This is a genomic window from Alicyclobacillus sp. SO9 (genome assembly GCF_016406125.1).
Taxonomy (GTDB): Bacteria; Bacillota; Bacilli; order Alicyclobacillales; family Alicyclobacillaceae; genus SO9.
In genome coordinates, this window is sequence record NZ_CP066339.1 from 4415809 (window position 1) to 4435082 (window position 19274).

Genomic DNA, 19274 nt, shown 5'->3' on the forward strand with positions numbered 1-19274 from the left:
TGAGACATATCAGAGTTTCATCCCGTATTCAGATTTTTCTAAAATAACAGTCAGAATTTGCTGTCATGTTTCGAATGATATAAATACATCTTTAACAGGTTCCCTAGTTGACTTGATTGTGAGACCAAATTAGGGGGGAGAGGTCAATTGAATTTAGTTGAACTATTGGCTGGCAGTGTTAAGAAGCATGGAGACAAGACCAGTCTTCAGTACGCACAGGACGGTGAATACAAGGGCATTTCCTATTCGCAATTATGGGACTTCATCCAACAGTTCGCCAGCGGCCTTTCTGAGACCGGCGTGAAATCGGATACAAGAGTGGCTATCCTGGCTGAAAATTGCCCAGAGTGGACCATTGCGGACTTTGCGATTCTTTCTCTCAAAGCCGTCGTAGTACCCATCTATCCTACTCTTCCAGTAAATCAAATTGACTTTATCCTTCATAACGCAAATGTTGACCTTATCATCGTACAAGACAAAGTTCAGTATGAAAAAATTCTCGCCACAACCCACCCGCTGAAACATGTTATTTTGATGGACATATTTGGAAAAAAGACTGCCAGTGCTGCAGAGTCACTCAAGCCACATCCAAAGGCCAATGACAAGGCAATGGAACACTTGAGCTGGCTGTTTTCCGAAGTGCTTGAGCTGGGAAAAAAAGCTTTGTCGGAGCAAGAGAGAGAGAACTATACCAACATCCACAAAAACACGCTGGCAACCATTGTCCACACATCGGGTACGTCTGGAAAGCCAAAAGGCGTTATGCTGACCCATGAAAACATTGTCAGCAATGTCTCTGCCAGTCTGCAGATACTTCCTGTCTATCCGACCGACATAAGCCTGTCCTACTTACCGTTGTCACACGTCTTTGAGCGTACCGTGGGACATTTTGCTCCGTTGTCCATTGGGGCTACCATCGCCTATGCAGAAGGAATTGAATACATCCAGAAAAACTTGAAACAAGTGCGTCCGACGGTATTAGTCACGGTGCCTAGGCTGCTGGAAAAGGTCTATACAGGCATTCAGGAGCAGATTCGATTGAAACCAGTTTGGATACAGCGTATCTTGCGCAGCCCCATGCAGAAAAACAAACGTTCGGGCTTGACCTACCGACTGGTCGATAGCATTTTGTTCGGAAAGATTAGAAAGGGGCTCGGCGGCCGAATTCGACTGGTGGTGTCTGGAGGAGCCGGTCTTGCCGAGGAGCTTGGCCGCTTCTATTCCTTCGCTGGAATTCCAGTCTATGAAGGTTACGGCATGACTGAATCTGCCCCCGTCATTGCGGCAAACCCGTACGGAAATGCCAGGTTTGGTACGGTTGGTCTGCCCTTGCCGAACGTTGAAGTGGCTCTGGCAGAGGACGGCGAGTTACTGGTGCGCGGACCCAACGTCATGAAGGGTTACGTCAACGCACCGGACGAAACGGCAAAAGTGCTTGAGCCCAGTGGCTGGCTGCACACTGGAGACATCGCTGAATTCACAGATAGATACATCCGGATTGTCGACCGAAAGAAGAATCTGTTGGTACTGGCGACCGGAAAGAATGTGGCTCCGTGGCCGATTGAAAGTTCATTGACACTCGCTCCACACATCGGAGCGGCACTCGTCATTGGTGACGGAAGGAAGTACGTTGCTGCAATACTGGTCCCGGATTTTGACGCTATGAAGCCTTTTTTGTTACAGCATCAAATTGACGATAATCCCACAGAGTGGGTGGGACATCCCAAGGTCGTTTCGCTGATTCAAGCCGAAGCCAACGCTGCCATAAAGGAATTGGCGGGGTTCGAACAACCAAAGCGCGCCCTGCTGCTCCCAACGGAGTGGACCATAGATTCCGGAGAGTTGACCCCTACTCTCAAAGTGAAACGAAAAGTGGTCCTGCACAACTACGCACACCGTATTGAGGCCATGTATGCAGGGAAGGACTTTATAGCACTTGGTTCGGAACTGCCAGACACCAGCCCGCCCGAAACTGAACCTATGGTCTCACCAGACGATGCCAAATCTGAAACTCTGCTCGCAGCAGAATCGGATGAAGCTGTCGCCAAGACGACTGCCATTGCTCGCCGACGCCGCGTACCTTGGATTCTCCGGGGTCTTGCTGCTGTGTCAGTTCTTTTCGTTATCGGTGTCGCCAGTCTCTTCCTGCATCCTCCTGCCCACTTCAACTTAAACAAAATGATTGGAGGCATTAATCAAAACAATAAGAAAATCAACCAACAAAATCAGGGAATCGTGGGAACCATGAAGAACATCCAGCAGTCTTCCAGTGCGACACCAGTTTTGAAAAAACGCTTAAAAACAGTCAACACAGGTATCTATAACAACGAAAACTACTTGCATCAACTGGACGGTCTCAGCCAACAGGAAGTCTCACTCAGTCGGCAATTCAAGTCTTTGGCGGACTCCATGAAGGGAAACCTGCAATCGATTTCCACTTCATCCAGTCAGCAACAAAAAGGCCTCAGTAACATGAATCGTTCTACTCAAGGTGTGGCAAGCGAGGCAAGTCAGTTGAAAGCAGTACAGCAGACAGTTCAAGGCAAGTTGGCACAGGCTGCAGAGAAATCAAAGAAAATTGCCAGTGAAATGCCATAAGGACAATCAATCAGGAGAGGAGGAATTCCCGTGTTAGGCCGTCGATTGCTTCAGGTGCTTGGATACGTCGTACTAGGCGGAATGACAGTTGTATTGGCACAGACCGTCATGACAACCGTAAACCTCGTCCGAGTTGATTCGGGTCTCAACTCGAGCCTTCAATCTACTCGACAGTTGGTTCAAGTAAACCACGCTATTATACGCAACAATAAAGCTCTTCCCGCAGTCGTAAAAGAGAGTCAGCAGGCAGCGATTCAGTTACAGACAACACTTCAAGCAACCCAGAAAGTTGCGCAAAATATTCAAGCCATCAATCACTTGAACAGCGAGACCCTGGCAGTAAACCAGCAAATTGCACAAACAGGGAACAATAACGCGAAGTCTTTGCAGCAAGTAGTGGACAGTACAAAAGCCCTAAAGTCGTCGCTGCAGCAAGTGCAACAAAACCTGCAGACGCTTAAAAGCATTACGGATGCCGACAAGCGTTATTTGAGTTCTATGCGACAGAGCGCAAATACCATGAACAAGAAAACACCGGGGGTGGGATAATGGAACGATTTCCGCGAATTCTGCCAAGGCTGACAATCCCGAAAATCATCACAGCCTTGGTGGCGATTGGCCTTGGCGTGAATGGAATGATTCAATTGCACCTGCAGAAAGACATGAAAACCAAGACGGTAGAACTGCAACAGCAAGTTCAATCCGCCAAACAACTGTCAGGAAAAATGAATCACGGTTTAACAGGACTCTCATCAATTAAAGCTTCAACCCTTGCAATGGAGGGCACTTTACAGAACCTAGGAAGTGTCTCAGACCAGATGGACACTGGCCTCAAGCAACTATCTTCCACCATTTCCGGCCTGAATCAGTCTATTCAACATATTTCATCTTCTACTGGTGCTGCAAATCAATCGGCTCAGCAAATCGAACAAAACTTGCAACCGCTGGTTGGATTACTTTCATCAATGAAAACAACCAATCAAGGCATGGAAAACAACTTGGCAAGCATGATTACGGACGAACAAGCCATCAATCAGGATTTAGCCCAGATGGATAAGAAGACAAGTATTTTGCCCTAACGAAGGAGGTGCAAGACTATGATAACGCGAGGTGTTCAGAGAAAAGTCACGACGGCTGCAATCGCGCTAGCGGCCATCAGCAGTCTATCTCTTGTCTTCATGAACGTAAAGCCGTCTCTACCTCATCTGAAAAGCCTAAACTTGTTTCACCTTGTCGGAAGTATGGGAGACACGACTACGTCTATGCTTCACAACACACAATCGCTGCACCAACAGGTTACGCAGGTATCAAAACAGTTGTCTCAGTTGCAACACCAGGAACAAATTGTCGGACAACAGGTCACAACAGGAGCACAACTGCAATCAAGTCTCCAAACCCAAGTGAATAAAACACAAACAGATGTAACTCTTATGAAAGAAATTTTAAAGACGGAAACCATAACAGCAAAAGGCACTGGGACGATTGCTTCTGCATCACACGGGCTGCTAAATGAAGTGTCAGCCAACAACCAGCAATTGTCACAGTTACAAGGAGCGCTTCATCAATCTGTAACCCAGTCCTCTGCACTGAATCAGCAGATGAACTCCTTACTTCAGGAACTGTCTTCCTCAGAGCAGGAATTTAGACTATTCGGGCAGCTTCATCAGCTCCTTCCCGGTATTCTTTCGGGGAGTGGAGGCAGCAGTAAAATTCCGTTGTTGAACAAGGCTCAGGGAACAGTCAAGAGTGTCCTCAAGTCAGCACAGTCCACCGTAAACCAAATTCTCCCTTAAAACAGCGCTGGTAAAACAGCACTGGGAGAGGCACACTCACTCGAGAGCCAGCAGAAAGGAGACCATTCGATGAACTTCATTTCAATCCTGCGAGGAACGCTGTCGGTTGCAATGGTGGCCGCCGGTGCTTCTGGACTTGGCGTCTTTGGCTATGGATTGACACAACAGGCAAAAATTCAAAAACAAATGGATGGAACTTTGCAACAAGTGAATCATTCTGTCAAACAGACGACCGGGCTTGTACAGCACACGTCTAAGATCCTGAGCCCCCTTGACAGCACAACAAGAGCGCTTGCCGCAATGGAGAATCAGGAAAAATCTGTGGTCCTTCATTTGAATGGAATGAATCATACCTTGGGTACTATGGCCACGACTGAGCAACAGACGATTACCATTCTCTCACAATTGAATCAGACCGAGCAGAGTGTAACCCAGCGACTACAGAATGTCTCTGATGTAAACGGCCAAATCCTAAGCGCAAATAAAGCGTCTGTTGGTCAAGCAAACTGGGAAGCGGCACACTTGGCCTCCATGAATAGTATGACTGGCTTGGCAAATCAGCACCTGCATGTAATCAACCAGCGTCTGTCGGCATTGAAACTCTTGCCGTAGTCTTACGTCGTATATGTGCGCTGCTTACTTGCATTACCCCGTTCCGCTAGTGTGCCAACGTTCCATGAGAGAATGAGTTGTGTTTGAATTGCAGACAATAACCTCCAAGAAGATTCGGTTTACCCGTACAAAGGAGAATTCACGTGACACCAATTCATTCAAACCTGGGAGCCAGTATGCCTGCCCTTCCTTACTGGTTGGACTCTGTCGAACTTCCAACCTTCCCCTCTCTCCATCACGATACAGAAGTGGATGTCGCAATTGTGGGCGGCGGTATCACCGGCATCACGGCGGCATACCTGCTTGCAAACGAAGGGTTGGACGTTGCCCTGCTGGAAGCGGACACTTTAAGTAACGGCACCACAGGACATACAACAGCAAAACTGACAGCCCAGCACGGGCTTATTTATGACGAACTGATGCAACACATGGGAAAAGAGAAAGCAAAATTGTATTATGAATCGAACATTGAGGCGCTGGAGTTTATTCGGCAAACAGTCGAATCTGAGCAAATTGAGTGTGATTTTACCGAAGAAGACGCCTATGTTTTTGCCTCATCTGACAAACAAGCAGTGAAAGTCGAACAAGAATGGTATGCCTATCGACGCCTGGGCATTGACGGAAACCTTGTGCAGGACATTCCCTTAGATATTGATGTACACAACGCCATTGTTATGAATCACCAAGCACAGTTTCATCCCGTAAAATACCTGTTGCATCTAGTCGAAGATATCGTGAATCAAGGAGGACGAATCTACGAAGGTACGGTTGCAGTAAATGTGGAGGACGGCGACAGACCCGTAGTCGTTACGCGAAACGGTTATCGAGTCAGTGCTAAGAAAGTTCTCTCCTGCTCTCACTTTCCATTTCACGGCGGCAAGGGTTTCTATTTTACCCGAATGCACGCTGACAGAGCGTATGTAGTGGCCGTAAAAACAAGAACAGGGTATCCCGGCGGAATGTATATCAGTGCTGAGGTGCCAACGAGATCGGTCCGATCCATTCAAATTGGCAATAAGGAAATGGTGTTGGTTGTAGGTGAAACGCACAAGGCCGGTCAAAGCCTGGATACAACCAGCCACTACGAAGCACTTGAGCGTTTCGCTAAGAACACGCTCGACGCCGAACAAGTGGTGTACAGGTGGTCCACACAAGATTTGTCCACATTGGACAAGGTCCCTTACATCGGTGAACTCTCTTCTGGCAATTCAAACGTACTCGTGGCAACCGGATTTCGCAAATGGGGTATGACAACAGGAACGACCGCTGCATTACTCCTGTCCGACATTGTTCTGGACAAGCCGAATCCATACAGAGAGTTGTACTCTCCTTCCAGGTTTTATCCAGACCCGAGTCTGAGGACATTTCTGTCTGAGAATGCAAATGTGGCTGCCCACTTGATAAAGGGAAAGTTTAACTTCCCTCAAACAGAGGTACAAGACGTCGCCAGCGGTCATGGCAGTGTCATTACGTTCAATGGAAAAAGGGCAGGAGCCTACAGGGAGAAAGATGGAACCTTGTACGTCGTGGACACTACGTGTACACACCTTGGTTGCGAGGTTGTATGGAATGATGCGGATTCGTCTTGGGATTGTCCGTGCCACGGATCCCGTTTTACCTACGACGGCCAAGTCATGGAAGGCCCGGCCCGCGCCCCTTTGGAAACCCTCTGGCGAGAGTCCGCAGAAACCCGCAACAAGAACCACAAGCACTGATTCTCATGGGCCATACAGCCTCTGTCAGCAACAGGGTTGCCACCGTGAAACAGAACTGTCAGTTGCGATGATGCTTCACGCTGCGCGGCTGCAGAACATAGTGTAAAGCCATCAACAGAATACCCAATTGAAGAGAGATATCAGCGAGGTTAAAGACACCTCTTCCGTGCGGCAAATGAAACATGTCTGTCACATAACCATAAAACAGCCGCCCAAACGTGTTGCCGAGTGCACCGCCAAACAGAAAACCCCAGCCAATATAGAACAGTATGGGATACCTCCCTGCGGCATAGCGAAACCACATGATGGACAAGCCGACAATGACTGCTAATCCTATCCCCGTTAGCAGCAAGCGATGATGAGCAAGCGTCCCCCCCATCGCACCGTAGTTGTGCAAAGGAATAATCTGCACGATTCCGTAGCGCCCGCTAATGTCGCCTCTGTTGATAAGAATTTTTATCGTTCGGTCGACCGCGAAGACGATTAAGCCGAGAACGATACCAATACCTTTAGCTCTGCGTACATGATTGTTCAGTGTACCCACCCCAGCTCTATTATCAATACTTGTAGTCTAATCCATTGTCGCAAGATAATCTCAAAGCTCTCTCAGATGCAACGATTGAAGGCCGCAGCTGTCTGAAGAGAGAAGAGAAAACAAGGCATTCGCGGAGTCCTCAGGAGGTATTCGTGCATTTTCTATAGTATGCCTTTAAATACGACTGTACCTCCAATCACGCTGCAAGGAAAAAGAGGGGGATATGTAGTGACACCAAAGATTTATCTTGCATTGGGGGATTCCATCACAGCAGGCCACGGCGTGACCCATCCTAGCCTAGCCTTTGTTCGACACGTCAGTGACTTTGCACAAAAGCAATTGTTAGCCGACCGTACGGTAGTCATTGCCAAAAACGGATGGACAACGAAAGATATTTTGACAGCCGCAAACAGAATAAGCCCAGGAATATGGCAGCAAACAAGTCTTTTGACACTCATGAGCGGTGGAAATGACTTGCGAAAACTACTTCGACGACAGTACCTGTCTCTGTCAGGCCAACCGATTTCCCCAACATCAGTCTATAAGCGACTTCAAGAGTTTGGTTATCATATGGATGCACTGTGTGCACATATCGCAGAGCAGCGCATTCCACATGTCATTGTGGCTACGGTGTATAATCCAATTCCAAATTTTCCGCTGGCCGTTCGCGCAATCGATGCCCTAAACGGCATTGCTCGGGAGATTGCCGAACACTACGATTTTACCGTGGTGAATGTACAAAAGAAGTTTTTAACCCATGAAGCGTACTATATTGAAGGGTATAAAACAGGACGTTTCGAAGACCTAATGTCTCCGATTCGCCGCCCTATTCATCCAAACAATGCAGGGCACAAGCGAATCGCAGACACCATTACTGAACACCTTGCCAGAGACTTGGCAACCAAGACAAAGCGCCCCCGCAAGAAGAAACGACATGCAACAAAAACAAGAATCTAGTCGTCGTCGACCGTTCAGAATTGCCGTTTAAACAGAGAAAGACCGACAGGTCCGACTTGCACGTGGTAGTTTCGCCCAAATGCAAGACCGACGGCCCAGTACCTGGGTGTCCATTCAACCACCAGACACCTGCGTTTCATGTTGACCGTTGCGAGCGTCTTTTGCCCCATGTCTTCACCTCCGCACTCATTTCTCCATCAATCTATGCCTGTGTTTTTTAAGCGGATACCTTCGTGCACCTGCCCCACAAATCCGTAGTCGCGCTCACATACATTGAGATTGACAATGACAAATAACTCGAACTGAGGTGATGGTAAATGAAGCTTAATACCATAATAAAACTGGGATCGCTCGCATTTAATGTCGCCCAAGATGAAAAAATCCGTGAACTGGCAAAGCTCGCACACAACGGGGCCAAACGTCGCGGATTTTACAATCAGTCAGCAACTCCACCGCAGCCTCCCCAATCCTATTATCCTTACTACGGAAGGCCAAGATGGTAGAAAATCACGGGATTTGGGCCCCTTGAACGCTCAAGGGGTTGCTCTGTTCTATTCGACAAGAACACGGACACGAAACCATGCATTGTAACCTCGGCCTTCAGTCTCTTGTGAATAACTATGACGTTTTGACGTGCTTCAGAATCAGCGATTGACCCCGTGGCACGCAGTCATTATACTGTGTATTAAGTGTACCAGGTGTATTGGTACACATGATTGAAAGTGAAGTGAACCGCATGTGGCTCAACATTAATCCCAGAGCTAGTGATCCCATATACCTGCAAATCATTCGAGGCATCAAGTCGGCAGTTGCTCGAGGACTTTTGTCCCCCGGAGAGAAGCTTGCTTCCGTTAGGGAATTGGCTACAGAACTTACTGTAAACCACAACACAGTGGCGCGGGCGTATCAAGAACTGGAGAGGGACAGAGTCATTGAAGTGATTGTTGGTAGAGGAACTTTCGTAAGCTTGAATCCAATTCCGCCAAACTATGAAGAACGGGTCATCAAGATACAAAACGATGTCAAGACGATGCTTGTCGAAGCACACCATTTAGGTATGACTGCAGCTGGATTTCTCGAGATGGTTCGGGGCATTGTCGAAGAATGGAACGTGACCGAGGAGGTTCAAAAGGATGACCAACGAAATTAGTCGGTTTTCACAGCAGCTTACGAGCCAAAATGTGGTCGGAGTCCACAATGCTTCTAAAACAACAACTGATGGAACCGACATCTCGAATACCGTAAATGTATCTGTGACAAGAGAAAAGGTGACAAGTAGTGAACCATAATCGCAATACCCCTCCACTGAACGCGGAAGTGAACCCCAAAGTGGAACTGCTTTACAGACAGTACGCTTCCGATGTGTACGGACTTGCCTTGTCATCCATGCGCAATCCAACGGATGCTGAGGATGCAGTGCAAGAGGTATTTCTCCGCGTCTTGAAAAACTGGAGTCATTTTCGAGGTGAGGCCCATGTCAAGACGTGGATTTTTCAAATTGCCCGCAACTACCTGATAGATGTAAGTAAGAGAAAAACAAGAACGAGGAGATTAGCACTTGAGATGTCCCGCCAGCCGGCCTTCGACCAGCTTGAATCAATCATAGAAGTGAAAGACATGTTGAACGATTTGTCACAGAATCAAAGAGAAGTGATTAACCTCCGTATTGTTCATGACTTATCAGTAGCCGATACGGCGCATGTGATGCAGTGCTCCGAAGGAAAGGTTCGGACAGATACGCATCGAGCACTGAAAACATTGAGGGGGATTGCCAGATAGGTCCATGCTATCTACCAATCCTCTTGACAAAATGCTGATATACATACTGGTATACTTACTGATATCCGGAAGGCTAATCTTACCCCGTAACAGGAGCCTTTCAAAATTCACGTCAGATGGAGGCGAAGGTTTTGACACAGACCAAGGTAATGGTATTCCCCGGAGCACATAACCTTCCTCTTTGGTTGATGGAAGGTCTGGACATCCGTTTTACCAAATCGAGAGACGAGCAAATCAAAGCGATTCAGGACGGTGAAGCAGACATTATCCACACTTCACCCGATAATTTGTTTTTATCAGATGCAAAGGGTCTTCTGCCTTTTTTGTCTGGAACCGTGGGTCCACTGGAAATCGTTTCTGTGACTTCCAATCCAAAGACAGGGGCAGTCTTGGCAGTAGATAATCCAAAATCCGGCTTTGGACGGTTAGCTTATCAATGGCTGGCTCACAACCGGCCGCACTTGAGTTACGAGATTGCGGCGGTAGGTGGTACTCCGCAGAGGTTTGACACATTGAAACAAGGTCAGGCAACCATGGCGGTAATGCATCCCCCGTTCACTCAATTTTGCGTTTTTGCCGGTTACCAAGTCCTTGGGCGTATCGACGAAGGCTATCCAACCCTGTGCGGAGTATGCAGGGAGGAAGAACGAAACAGCAACATGGTACAGTCCTACGCAGAAGAATACACTCATGCGCTGAAGGTCCTGTCGTCACAAGAGGGCCAATCTCTGGCGAGGGAAGTATTACAGAAACACTTGCCAGATATCCCGTTGGAAGCCAGAAATCACATTGCCGATGTCATGCGAGAGGAAGTCACTCGAGCAGGCGCAGAATTCGATGACCGAAAAATGCAGAAACTCAGGGACTTGCCGTAGGCGGGGTGAACATCATCAAAACGCTAATCACGGGCGGACTTTTAACGTTGTTGTTGCTGGTTTACGCTGCCATCACAAAGCAATGGTTCCATGTTGACAATATCATGCTCATCACAGGGGCGGCAGGATGTCTGCTCGCCCTTGTATTTACAGGACAACTGCAAATGGTGCGACGCCAATGGCACACCAAATATGAAAAGAAAACCTTCCACAGAATCGCCTTGCTACTTGCTGCCATCAGCGTACCGAACTTTGTTACAGCAGTGATTATCTACTATTCGTTGCATCCGTGACAGTTGATGCAGTGCGAACTGTAATTTTACCTAAACTGTCAGATCAACCAAACTGCCAGACGGTCTGACTCAAGCTCCCATACTGATAACTGCGATGCAACAGTTTCGCAGTCCGACTGGCGTCTGCTGCTCCCATGGCGTAAAACAGAGGTACAAAGTGTTCATTACCATAGGGAGGAACAGCAAGTCTCGCACTAGGCGCTAAGGATTCATACGCATAGAGAGACTTGAGGTTCCAATCTCCCAAGCGGGCTTCCAGCCACTTATCGAATTCAAGGGCCCATTGGTCCGCGTCGTTCGCCTGCCAGTTCAAGGCGCCTAAATTGTGCACCGTTCCCCCGCTGCCAATGACCAAAACGTCCTTCGCTCGTAACGCCGCTAAGGATGTTCCAATTCGGTATTGTTCTGAGGGCGACAACCTTGGATTAACAGACATCGCAATGACCGGAATGTCTGCTTCTGGGAAAAGGTGGTGAAGGATGACCCATGCACCGTGATCGAGCCCGCGTTGGCTTTCAACCTCAGACGCAAAGTTGTTTGCGTCAAGCAACCTTTCAACCGCACGCGCTGTTTCTAGGTCTCCTTTGGCCGGATATGATATCTGGTACAATTCATCAGGAAATCCGCCAAAATCGTAAATCGTATCGTATTCAGCAACTTCGCTCACCTTTTGCAATCCTGAAACCCAGTGCGCGGAAAACAGGACTATCGCCTTTGGTCGCGGCAGAGTATGGCCAAGCTGTTGCAGAAACTGCGTGTATTCATTGTCTTCTATCGCTAGTAACGGTGAGCCATGCGCAATAAACAGTGATGGAATCACGTTTGTCCCTCCTCGATGCCATATGAGCGGTCCACTTATTGCACTATTATAGTACCAGAAATACGTTATACCCCAGTGAATTTTGTGCACCTCAGCAAAAAAGTACCCCTGAAGCAAACTCTTCAGGGGTACTAAAGAAGACCTTTTTATTTAACCCGCCAGCCAGTTCTCATGAACACATGTCTCTGTGCACATCATGTCCGGCTCGAATCCCTTAAACCTCCATTGTCCGCATAACTTCGTCTTCTTCATCGTCCGTGTCAATTTGCGCCTGCGGCAATGCACTAGCTACGCCCCAATAGTAGAAGAGGAGAGCAGCACCAGCCACAATCAAAGTATCCCACGGACTTCCAATCAAAGCGTGTACCTTTCCATCCTTGCCCACCGGACCGAATGAACCAATGCGCGTCATGCCAAAGATGAAGATGTAGTAGACAATCAACCAAACGGCTGCTTTCCACTCGGTTTTCAGCTTTTTGTGCCATTCCTTATCGCGATCCATGAACGCAAAGTACAGAATCAATGAACCCATCGTCATGGAAACCAACAGTGCGTCAATCGTAAATCCGGACCAGTAGATAATCCAAGTTGCGAAAATGAAGGCCACTGGTGACCAGAATTTCCATCCCTTTAACATGAACGGACGCGGCATGTCGGGATTTGTCTTCCTCATCGACGCCTGAGAGATAGGCCCAATCATGTAGGTTAACACGGTTGCAGAAGTTACAGCGCCGATGAGAACACCCCATTGGCTGAACTTCAGTGCCTGCCAGTTCGGGAGAATCCAGGCGATAGAGAGGAATAATGAGAGCCACATCGCACCTCTGGGAATACCCGTCCTCTGATCGACCTTGCCAAACACAGAGTAGAAGATACCTTTCTTTGCCCAAGCAAAGAGAACACGTGCCGTACCAGCCATATAGATGTTACCTGTACCACTTGGAGAAATGGTAGCATCAGCAAACACCAGACTTGACAACCACACCATTCCTAGTGCGCTGGCGATATTGGCATAAGGTTGGTCAAACGACAAACCAGCCCACCCATGTGCCAGGAATTTCGAAGGCACAGCTGCAATAAATGCAAACTGCAGCAACAGATATAAGACTGCACCGATAGACACTGACAAAATAATCGCCAACGGAATATCGCGCTGTGGCCTCTTTGCTTCTGCACCAAAATCAACAGATTGCCTAAATCCTAAATATGAGAAAACGATTCCTGCGCCAGTGACGGCTACCATTACACCTTGCAACCCAGGATACTTCGCTCCGCCTTGAGAGAAGTTCGCCGCATGCATATGTGTAAACAGCATGATGATAATGATGATAGGTACAATAAACTTGAAAAACGTAACAATCGTATTGATTTTCCCAAAAACTTGAACGCTCCAATAGTTAATAAGGAAAAATACAACCAACAGAAGAATTTGAACTACGATACCGAGAAGGGTTACATCTCCATGGCCTGTCTCAAGTCCAGGAATCCACCCCGCTGCATACTGACGAAATGCGTCCGTTTCAACACCTGCAACACTTGAGTACGCGAGCATTGAAGCGAAACCAACAATCCAGCCAACCAACGACCCGTGCGTGTACTGAGGATACCTTACAAATCCCCCCGCGCGAGGCATCGCTGCAGCCAATTCTGCATAAACCAAACCAATTAAAATAACTGCTACTGCGCCAAATAGCCACGCAAGCCAAGCTAAGTTTCCTGCATCTACAGCTCCGTGCAGAGCACCGAACAGCCACCCTGATCCGATGATTGACCCAATTCCCAGCAAGGTAAGATCAACCAAAGATAATCTCTTTTTAAAACCCCCGTTGCCAGCCATATGTTCTCTCCTTTCGATTTTGTATTGCCAAAATGAACGACACTACAATTTGAATTATAATTTGAGTTATCTAATAAATCAAACACTTCTTACTATATGACAAAAATATGTTAATTTGGATAAGTATTGTGTCACATGCAAATAGACTCTTCAAAAGCTCTGTCAAGGAGCTTATGTTGTTCTGAAAAGGGGGCGCAATAGACTCGACAGACAAAAGCTGCCACCGAGACGGTGACAGTTTTTTTAGCTTCATTTTCCCCTAGTTTATCCTACAGCACTCAATGATACTGCTTGGAGTTGGTTGTAGGGAACAAAAACGACCTGCGGACCACCCGTTTGGTTAATCAAGAAACTTGCAACGCTACCGCGAGTTCCCAGATATACACCTCTGCGACCAGATGCCGGGCCACCGTCAAACCACACGTTTACTACGACACCAGGTGAAATTTGATGAAGTAATTCCATATCTACTCACTCCCTGTGAATTGGTAGTCAATGAATTCTTTTTTCATTGACAGTGTATTCTATTACCGATTCATAGAGAGTGATATGGACAATTCTACTGGTCAGCCGTCTGTTTTTGAGATTGCTATCTCACTAGCCCGAGGAAGTTAGTAGAGCACCAGGAACGTTGAGATAATCACCGGAGACAACTCAAATAATTTTACGGATTAGAAGGCGAATGAAGGAATCACGCTAGGATTTACAAGGATATGATAAAGAAATGACGCCTTGGAGGTGAGGATATGGCCAACGATGAATTTCTAAATAGGATATCCGATATCAGGAAAAGACATCTGGACCGAGACACGTCTAACAACAATAACAACAACGTGAATACCACAGTAAAACAGGTACTAAGCAACATCAGCACTGTATTAAACAACCTTATTAAGTAGAACCCACCATGAATTTTACCGAGACACAAAACAAGATCTATATTACTCTGTTTCTATCAAAAGTCTGCACACTGGAAGTTACATCCCCAGTTAAAAACATCGTACGAATCCAAGCCTTTACAAAAGACTTTAATTCTTCGGAAAGTCAGCAAACGGTCTATTGGGGAAAGTTTGACGAGAACCAAATTAGTCAGTCTATTAAAAATTTCTTACTCAGTTGGTATCAAACCTCCTTTTGACGTTCACCGCTTAGGACCAGGGCAGGTACATCGTTACCTACTCTGGTCTGTTTCGCAGTCTGCCTTTCCGCGCAGAATCCATCCGAAACCCGGTGTCGACTCTATGCCAAATGCTCAGCGAGCCATGTATGAACCTCTGGCACGCGATTGACCCACACAGTTAAATGGCCGTCTTCGGGACTCAGGTGCACATCAGCTTGGGGTATTGCCTCGGCCAACCATCTTCCGTGACTAAAAGGCACCATCAAGTCGTGTTCCCCCTGCCAAATCTGCAACGGAACTTGAATGCTGGAAAGAGAGAAGCCCCAGTTCTTCGCAAATGCCAAATCATCGTCCAGCCACCCATTAATGCCGCTGTTCAGGGCACTCTGCATGATTGAAGCAAGCTGTTCACCAAACGTGCCTGTAAACACCGCCCTGTCTGGCGCGCTCAGGAGTGAACTCATATGCTCGGCAATAGCCTGTGGGCTCTGTCCCAGCATTTCAGGCACCTGAGGTTGCAAATAGTCCCGAAGTGCTTCTTCTCCCTTAACAGCGGCACCGAACTCCTCGATGTTGTCTTCGCCCATGCCTTCTAAGAAATTTAATCCTTGTGCATCAAATGGAGCGACGCCAGCCAACGAGGCAGCTGCCGCCACGCGATTGCCCAACAATGCCGCACTGGCGAGGGCATGGGGTCCGCCTCCTGAAATTCCCCACGTTACAAATCGCCCAATACCAAGCGCGTCCGCCAAGTCAGCCGTATCTTGAGCGGCTGACGCCACGCTCCGACCTGGATGACGCGTCGAGTTTCCATAACCCGGTCTGCCGTAGCTCACAATCCGAAGCCCCTTTTTAACGGCATCCGCGATATGCTCTCGAAACAGTCCAGCGCCGGAAGGTGTTCCATTGTGAACTATCACAGCCGGATCACGTTCATTCCCAGCTTCGACGACATCCAGTTTTCGTCCATCAGGAAGTGTAACACTGTGCTTCCTTTGTGTTGTTGCTTCAGCCAATGAGTCTCCTCCATTCAAGAAATACAAATAGTCGTATTATTCATTCGACATTATTCTTTAGATATTGTAGCAAATCCGATGGTTATCATCCTAACCCATAGCGTTCCTGAAGAATTTTAATGTGGTGTATCACATGCGCCGGGATGATACATGCTGCCATCAGCGCCGTATTAGGTCTTCCTTTAAAAGTCCCGTGTCGTTGTATTTCTTCAGGTCCTAGGGATTTTAGCAGCGAGATCGTAGCTTCCCTTGCCGTCAGCCATTCACTCAGCACATCTTGCAGTTTCCGTCTTTGGAAAGCTCCTTGAACAACGTAGAACTCCTCGTCAAAAGAGGCCATCGGTGTTATATCGCCCCGAGCCGCACACAGGAGACGATAGGTCATGACACGTTCCGTATCGGTTAGATGTCCAAGGACCTCTTTGATAGTCCATTTTCCTGCGTTGTACTGATACTCTGCCCCTTCATCCGATAATCCTGCGAAGAGGCGCTTCATGTCTTCCTTTTGATTTACGAAGACCTCTATGAGGTCTCCGTCTGGCAACAGTTGCAAATAGGGATTGTCTGACTCCTCAGGCAATGGTCTTTGAGTAATCAAGCATTCACCCCCTTATCCCTAAGCAGATTGCTGTCCCCGACATCAAGTCAAAGGTCGACAGCAACTATCAATTAAACAACAGATTTGGAAACTTGCTTCTCCAATTTTGGATTTGCTGTAAACAACCAAGACAAGTCATCTGTAGTGACTTCGTTACCGCTCCTTAACAGCCAACGCGGCCCATTGATGAGTGGAAAAACTTGTGACGGACCCGTCCTCTTTGACGATGTCAAATTGACTCTGAGCGTCAGTCGGAGCCTCACGCAAAATTTGGGAGACAGCAGATCGGTGCGCATCCGTTTGAGCCATTCGGTTGACCCAAGACGAAAACGGATGCACTTTCTTTCGAAGAGTGGTTCTGACTAGTGACAACCCTTGCTCTTCGAATAACTGTATCCACTCAACGACGGGAAGACACCTGACATGACTGCTGTCACGAATCGTTTCAACCAAGTTAATGAAATCAGCTAATGCCGTGTCATCGGGGGCGACGTTATCAATAAAGACAAATCTTCCGTTTGGACGCAGTACGCGGGCCACTTCTTGAATGAATTTCTTCGGATTGGGAAAGTGATGAGCTGCGATGCGACAGGTGACGATGTCAAACGAGCTTTTCAGAAACGGAAGCGCTTCGGCATCCGCCAACACATACTGCGCATTCTTTACACCGCTCTCAGTCAGGTGATTTTGGGCCGTCTCAAGCATAATCTCAGTCAGATCAGTCACTATTACATTTTTCACGAAAGGTGCCAACAACTTTGCTACATGGCCACCGCCCGTGGCAATGTCAAGCACGACGTCACTAGACACAGGCTCAAGCCACTCAATGGCAAGGGCGAGATCAGGCCCAGTCGCATGCTCCTGACTCACAACGTACTCTTTTGCGGTTCGTCCAAATTGAACTTGAACACGTTGCTTACTTGAATTATTCCCGTCCATTCAATCCCCTCCTGACTACTTACAGTGTACTCCCAGGAAAGATAGAGGGGGTATCGATAGTTCCTCAATCATGACTGGAGGGCCGACCGATTTTTCGATTACCAAAAGCCCCCATCCGAATGGATAATTTGCCCTGTAATCCATTCAGATTCATCGCTGGCGAGAAAAGCAATTAACTTCGCTGCATCGCGAGGTTCCCCGATTCGGCCCAATGGAAACTTCGGCAATAAAAACTCTTTGAGTTCACGACTCATCCAACCGGAGTTTGTTGGCCCTGGGTCTACCGCGTTGACTGTAATTCCGTGCACGGCCAATTCAAGTGCGACGGATTTGGTAAAAGCGGATACCGCTCCCTTTGTCGCTACGTAGGCCAAATTTCCTGGCTCAGGCGATTTGTCTTGTCCCGACACCATATTAATAATTCTCCCGCCGTGCTTGCCCTCTATTTGACGAGCAAACTCTACGGTCAAAAGTAATGTGCCTCTTACATTAACACTATAGTGATTGTCGAGAATTTCTGAAGTCATTGAACGGAAATCCACATCGACGGAATGCGTCGCATTGTTAACAAGAATCGATGGAGTGCCTAGTGTCTTATGCACTTCGTTCAGCAGTTTTCTTGGTGCATCTGGACGCGATAGATCCAATTCCATTGATTCGCAGCGGACGCCTTGCCTTCTTATCTCGTTCTTTAAACGCTCTGACCAGTGAGCATCATCCTCACTGTAATACTGCATGCGTTGGTCATACTTGGACCAATGCGTGAAGAAAATATCGGCTCCTTCTCCGGCCAATTCTCTACATATTGCCGTCCCGATTCCTTTTACTCTGCTGGCTCCGGTGACAATTGCAACTTTGTTCGTTAATCGCTCCACAAAAGCATCTCCTTTTATGGAACACTGGTACATACTATTGGAGATGAGACTCACCAATGTAAAATGCGAATACCTATATAGGCATTCGCGTGGCATTTATAGTACATGAACCCAGCGTTCCCATAATGGTATGAGTGAATATGGACATCATTTGTCCCTTTTAAATTAAAGGACTCTATATCCATGCAGTGACTCAGCCATTAAAGGATATCTCCCATCAGGGTTCATGCTCCTTTCTTGCATCTCCATGGCTCCATTTTATCGTTCCACTGAATTCTGTAAAGAAACTTCAGGGCCAGCCAAGTAAATATATAGAACAAAACAAATACATCTAAATTACAGTGAAACCTGCCCTCAAGTGGTCTATTCTGGCTGTCGCGGGTTATGAATGAGGGCAGATGTCACTTTTAAAATCTTATACACATGCCTCTCACTGTAGTCTGGTACATATGAACTATATTCAACCCCCTTCAATTTGACTATTTTACGAATACGGTCTGAATTTGACGTGTAATACTTATTTCAACTCGCTGAAAACAGCATAATTTGTTGGGAAGAGTGGACAATAGGACCAGCGATCGCTCATTGAATTAACATCAGGAGGAGAAGTTCATTGGCGACTGGACAAAGAAGCAATACTCATGTCGTAAAGCAAGCAACAAAGGCACTGGAACAAATGAAGTATGAAGTTGCACAAGAACTTGGCATTCAAGTACCGCAAGACGGCTATTGGGGAACCATGACGACCCGTGACACCGGTTCAATCGGCGGAAACATCACCAGAAAACTTGTTGCGCTGGCTGAACAACAACTATCCAATCGTATGTAATTTTAATGAGTTTCCTTTTGGTTGTGCTTCGAAGTACTTATGCATGAACGAAGGTCCCTAGCTGGGCAGTTGGGGACCTGCTG

General features: G+C 47.4%; 23 protein-coding genes. 14 read left to right on the forward strand and 9 right to left on the reverse strand.

Annotated elements, in window-relative coordinates; all coding sequences use genetic code 11:
• The first annotated feature begins 147 nt into the window (after positions 1 to 147).
• From GI364_RS20600 to GI364_RS20625, 6 genes are all read left to right on the forward strand, one after another.
• The gene (locus tag GI364_RS20600; RefSeq protein WP_198851062.1) at positions 148 to 2598 is read left to right on the forward strand and encodes an AMP-dependent synthetase/ligase; all 2451 of its coding nucleotides are present in this window, start codon (positions 148 to 150) and stop codon (positions 2596 to 2598) included.
• Positions 2599 to 2628: 30 nt separating this feature from the next.
• On the forward strand, positions 2629 to 3147 hold the full coding sequence (locus tag GI364_RS20605; protein ID WP_198851063.1) for a hypothetical protein: 519 nt from the start codon (positions 2629 to 2631) through the stop codon (positions 3145 to 3147).
• Positions 3147 to 3677 carry a hypothetical protein gene (locus tag GI364_RS20610; RefSeq protein WP_198851064.1) on the forward strand — a complete coding sequence of 177 codons (531 nt, stop codon included), beginning with the start codon at positions 3147 to 3149 and terminating at the stop codon, positions 3675 to 3677. Before GI364_RS20605 ends, GI364_RS20610 begins: the two co-directional genes overlap by 1 nt.
• Positions 3678 to 3695: 18 nt before the next feature.
• Positions 3696 to 4391 carry a hypothetical protein gene (locus GI364_RS20615; protein WP_198851065.1) on the forward strand — a complete coding sequence of 232 codons (696 nt, stop codon included), beginning with the start codon at positions 3696 to 3698 and terminating at the stop codon, positions 4389 to 4391.
• Positions 4392 to 4460: 69 nt separating this feature from the next.
• Positions 4461 to 5003 (forward strand): hypothetical protein, encoded by a 543-nt coding sequence (locus GI364_RS20620; RefSeq protein WP_198851066.1) that lies wholly within the window; start codon positions 4461 to 4463, stop codon positions 5001 to 5003.
• Between the two features lie 176 nt (positions 5004 to 5179).
• Positions 5180 to 6718, forward strand: a complete 1539-nt coding sequence (locus GI364_RS20625) for an FAD-dependent oxidoreductase (RefSeq protein WP_198854141.1) — start codon at positions 5180 to 5182, stop codon at positions 6716 to 6718.
• A gap of 58 nt (positions 6719 to 6776) precedes the next feature.
• Here GI364_RS20625 and GI364_RS20630 read toward each other — a convergent pair whose 3' ends face one another.
• Entirely contained in the window at positions 6777 to 7262 is a 486-nt protein-coding gene (locus tag GI364_RS20630) for a signal peptidase II (protein WP_198851067.1), read from the reverse strand.
• Between the two features lie 219 nt (positions 7263 to 7481).
• Between GI364_RS20630 and GI364_RS20635 the strand changes: the two genes are divergently transcribed.
• Entirely contained in the window at positions 7482 to 8210 is a 729-nt protein-coding gene (locus tag GI364_RS20635; RefSeq protein WP_198851068.1) for an SGNH/GDSL hydrolase family protein, read from the forward strand.
• 14 nt (positions 8211 to 8224) lie between these two features.
• Here the strand turns inward: GI364_RS20635 and GI364_RS20640 are convergent, their stop codons facing one another.
• Positions 8225 to 8380, reverse strand: a complete 156-nt coding sequence (locus GI364_RS20640; RefSeq protein ID WP_198851069.1) for a hypothetical protein — start codon at positions 8378 to 8380, stop codon at positions 8225 to 8227.
• Between the two features lie 542 nt (positions 8381 to 8922).
• On the opposite strand from GI364_RS20640, the gene GI364_RS20645 reads away from it, so the two are divergent.
• From GI364_RS20645 to GI364_RS20665, 5 genes are all read left to right on the forward strand, one after another.
• A complete protein-coding gene (locus GI364_RS20645; RefSeq protein ID WP_198851070.1) occupies positions 8923 to 9360 on the forward strand; it encodes a GntR family transcriptional regulator in 438 nt (145 codons plus the stop codon).
• Complete coding sequence (locus GI364_RS20650) at positions 9344 to 9499, forward strand: hypothetical protein (protein WP_198851071.1); 156 nt, start codon at positions 9344 to 9346, stop codon at positions 9497 to 9499. The genes GI364_RS20645 and GI364_RS20650 overlap by 17 nt, the downstream gene beginning before the upstream one ends.
• A complete protein-coding gene (locus GI364_RS20655; protein WP_198851072.1) occupies positions 9489 to 9989 on the forward strand; it encodes an RNA polymerase sigma factor in 501 nt (166 codons plus the stop codon). Before GI364_RS20650 ends, GI364_RS20655 begins: the two co-directional genes overlap by 11 nt.
• Before the next feature lie 131 nt (positions 9990 to 10120).
• Positions 10121 to 10864 carry a substrate-binding domain-containing protein gene (locus GI364_RS20660; protein WP_198851073.1) on the forward strand — a complete coding sequence of 248 codons (744 nt, stop codon included), beginning with the start codon at positions 10121 to 10123 and terminating at the stop codon, positions 10862 to 10864.
• Positions 10865 to 10869: 5 nt separating this feature from the next.
• Positions 10870 to 11157, forward strand: coding sequence for a hypothetical protein (locus tag GI364_RS20665; RefSeq protein ID WP_198851074.1), 288 nt, complete (start codon positions 10870 to 10872; stop codon positions 11155 to 11157).
• A 43-nt stretch (positions 11158 to 11200) separates the two neighbouring features.
• On the opposite strand, the gene GI364_RS20670 is transcribed toward GI364_RS20665, so the two are convergent.
• From GI364_RS20670 to GI364_RS20680, 3 genes are all read right to left on the reverse strand, one after another.
• A complete protein-coding gene (locus GI364_RS20670; RefSeq protein ID WP_198851075.1) occupies positions 11201 to 11977 on the reverse strand; it encodes a dioxygenase family protein in 777 nt (258 codons plus the stop codon).
• Between the two features lie 214 nt (positions 11978 to 12191).
• A complete protein-coding gene (locus GI364_RS20675; protein ID WP_198851076.1) occupies positions 12192 to 13814 on the reverse strand; it encodes an APC family permease in 1623 nt (540 codons plus the stop codon).
• 264 nt (positions 13815 to 14078) lie between these two features.
• A complete protein-coding gene (locus GI364_RS20680) occupies positions 14079 to 14279 on the reverse strand; it encodes a hypothetical protein (protein ID WP_198851077.1) in 201 nt (66 codons plus the stop codon).
• A 442-nt stretch (positions 14280 to 14721) separates the two neighbouring features.
• Between GI364_RS20680 and GI364_RS20685 the strand changes: the two genes are divergently transcribed.
• Positions 14722 to 14952 (forward strand): hypothetical protein, encoded by a 231-nt coding sequence (locus GI364_RS20685; protein ID WP_198851078.1) that lies wholly within the window; start codon positions 14722 to 14724, stop codon positions 14950 to 14952.
• 101 nt (positions 14953 to 15053) lie between these two features.
• Here the strand turns inward: GI364_RS20685 and GI364_RS20690 are convergent, their stop codons facing one another.
• The 4 genes from GI364_RS20690 to GI364_RS20705 all read right to left on the reverse strand — a co-directional run bounded on the left by GI364_RS20690 (position 15054) and on the right by GI364_RS20705 (position 18362).
• A complete protein-coding gene (locus GI364_RS20690; RefSeq protein ID WP_198851079.1) occupies positions 15054 to 15950 on the reverse strand; it encodes an alpha/beta fold hydrolase in 897 nt (298 codons plus the stop codon).
• 85 nt (positions 15951 to 16035) lie between these two features.
• Complete coding sequence (locus tag GI364_RS20695; protein ID WP_198851080.1) at positions 16036 to 16548, reverse strand: DinB family protein; 513 nt, start codon at positions 16546 to 16548, stop codon at positions 16036 to 16038.
• Positions 16549 to 16701: 153 nt separating this feature from the next.
• Positions 16702 to 17487, reverse strand: coding sequence for a class I SAM-dependent methyltransferase (locus tag GI364_RS20700; RefSeq protein ID WP_198851081.1), 786 nt, complete (start codon positions 17485 to 17487; stop codon positions 16702 to 16704).
• Positions 17488 to 17585: 98 nt separating this feature from the next.
• Positions 17586 to 18362: an SDR family oxidoreductase gene (locus tag GI364_RS20705; protein WP_370541803.1), complete on the reverse strand. Its 777-nt coding sequence runs from the start codon at positions 18360 to 18362 to the stop codon at positions 17586 to 17588.
• A gap of 613 nt (positions 18363 to 18975) precedes the next feature.
• Between GI364_RS20705 and GI364_RS20710 the strand changes: the two genes are divergently transcribed.
• Complete coding sequence (locus GI364_RS20710; RefSeq protein WP_198851082.1) at positions 18976 to 19191, forward strand: alpha/beta-type small acid-soluble spore protein; 216 nt, start codon at positions 18976 to 18978, stop codon at positions 19189 to 19191.
• Positions 19192 to 19274: the final 83 nt, after the last annotated feature.

What these genes read in the sequence shown, in the direction of transcription:
- GI364_RS20685 (WP_198851078.1), top strand. Translation starts at nt 14,722, where the DNA reads ATGAATTTTACCGAGACACAAAACAAGATCTATATTACTCTGTTTCTA.
- GI364_RS20700 (WP_198851081.1), bottom strand. Translation starts at nt 17,487, where the DNA reads ATGGACGGGAATAATTCAAGTAAGCAACGTGTTCAAGTTCAATTTGGA.
- GI364_RS20620 (WP_198851066.1), top strand. Translation starts at nt 4,461, where the DNA reads ATGAACTTCATTTCAATCCTGCGAGGAACGCTGTCGGTTGCAATGGTG.
- GI364_RS20680 (WP_198851077.1), bottom strand. Translation starts at nt 14,279, where the DNA reads ATGGAATTACTTCATCAAATTTCACCTGGTGTCGTAGTAAACGTGTGG.
- GI364_RS20650 (WP_198851071.1), top strand. Translation starts at nt 9,344, where the DNA reads ATGACCAACGAAATTAGTCGGTTTTCACAGCAGCTTACGAGCCAAAAT.
- GI364_RS20645 (WP_198851070.1), top strand. Translation starts at nt 8,923, where the DNA reads ATGATTGAAAGTGAAGTGAACCGCATGTGGCTCAACATTAATCCCAGA.
- GI364_RS20625 (WP_198854141.1), top strand. Translation starts at nt 5,180, where the DNA reads ATGCCTGCCCTTCCTTACTGGTTGGACTCTGTCGAACTTCCAACCTTC.
- GI364_RS20640 (WP_198851069.1), bottom strand. Translation starts at nt 8,380, where the DNA reads ATGGGGCAAAAGACGCTCGCAACGGTCAACATGAAACGCAGGTGTCTG.
- GI364_RS20615 (WP_198851065.1), top strand. Translation starts at nt 3,696, where the DNA reads ATGATAACGCGAGGTGTTCAGAGAAAAGTCACGACGGCTGCAATCGCG.
- GI364_RS20610 (WP_198851064.1), top strand. Translation starts at nt 3,147, where the DNA reads ATGGAACGATTTCCGCGAATTCTGCCAAGGCTGACAATCCCGAAAATC.
- GI364_RS20675 (WP_198851076.1), bottom strand. Translation starts at nt 13,814, where the DNA reads ATGGCTGGCAACGGGGGTTTTAAAAAGAGATTATCTTTGGTTGATCTT.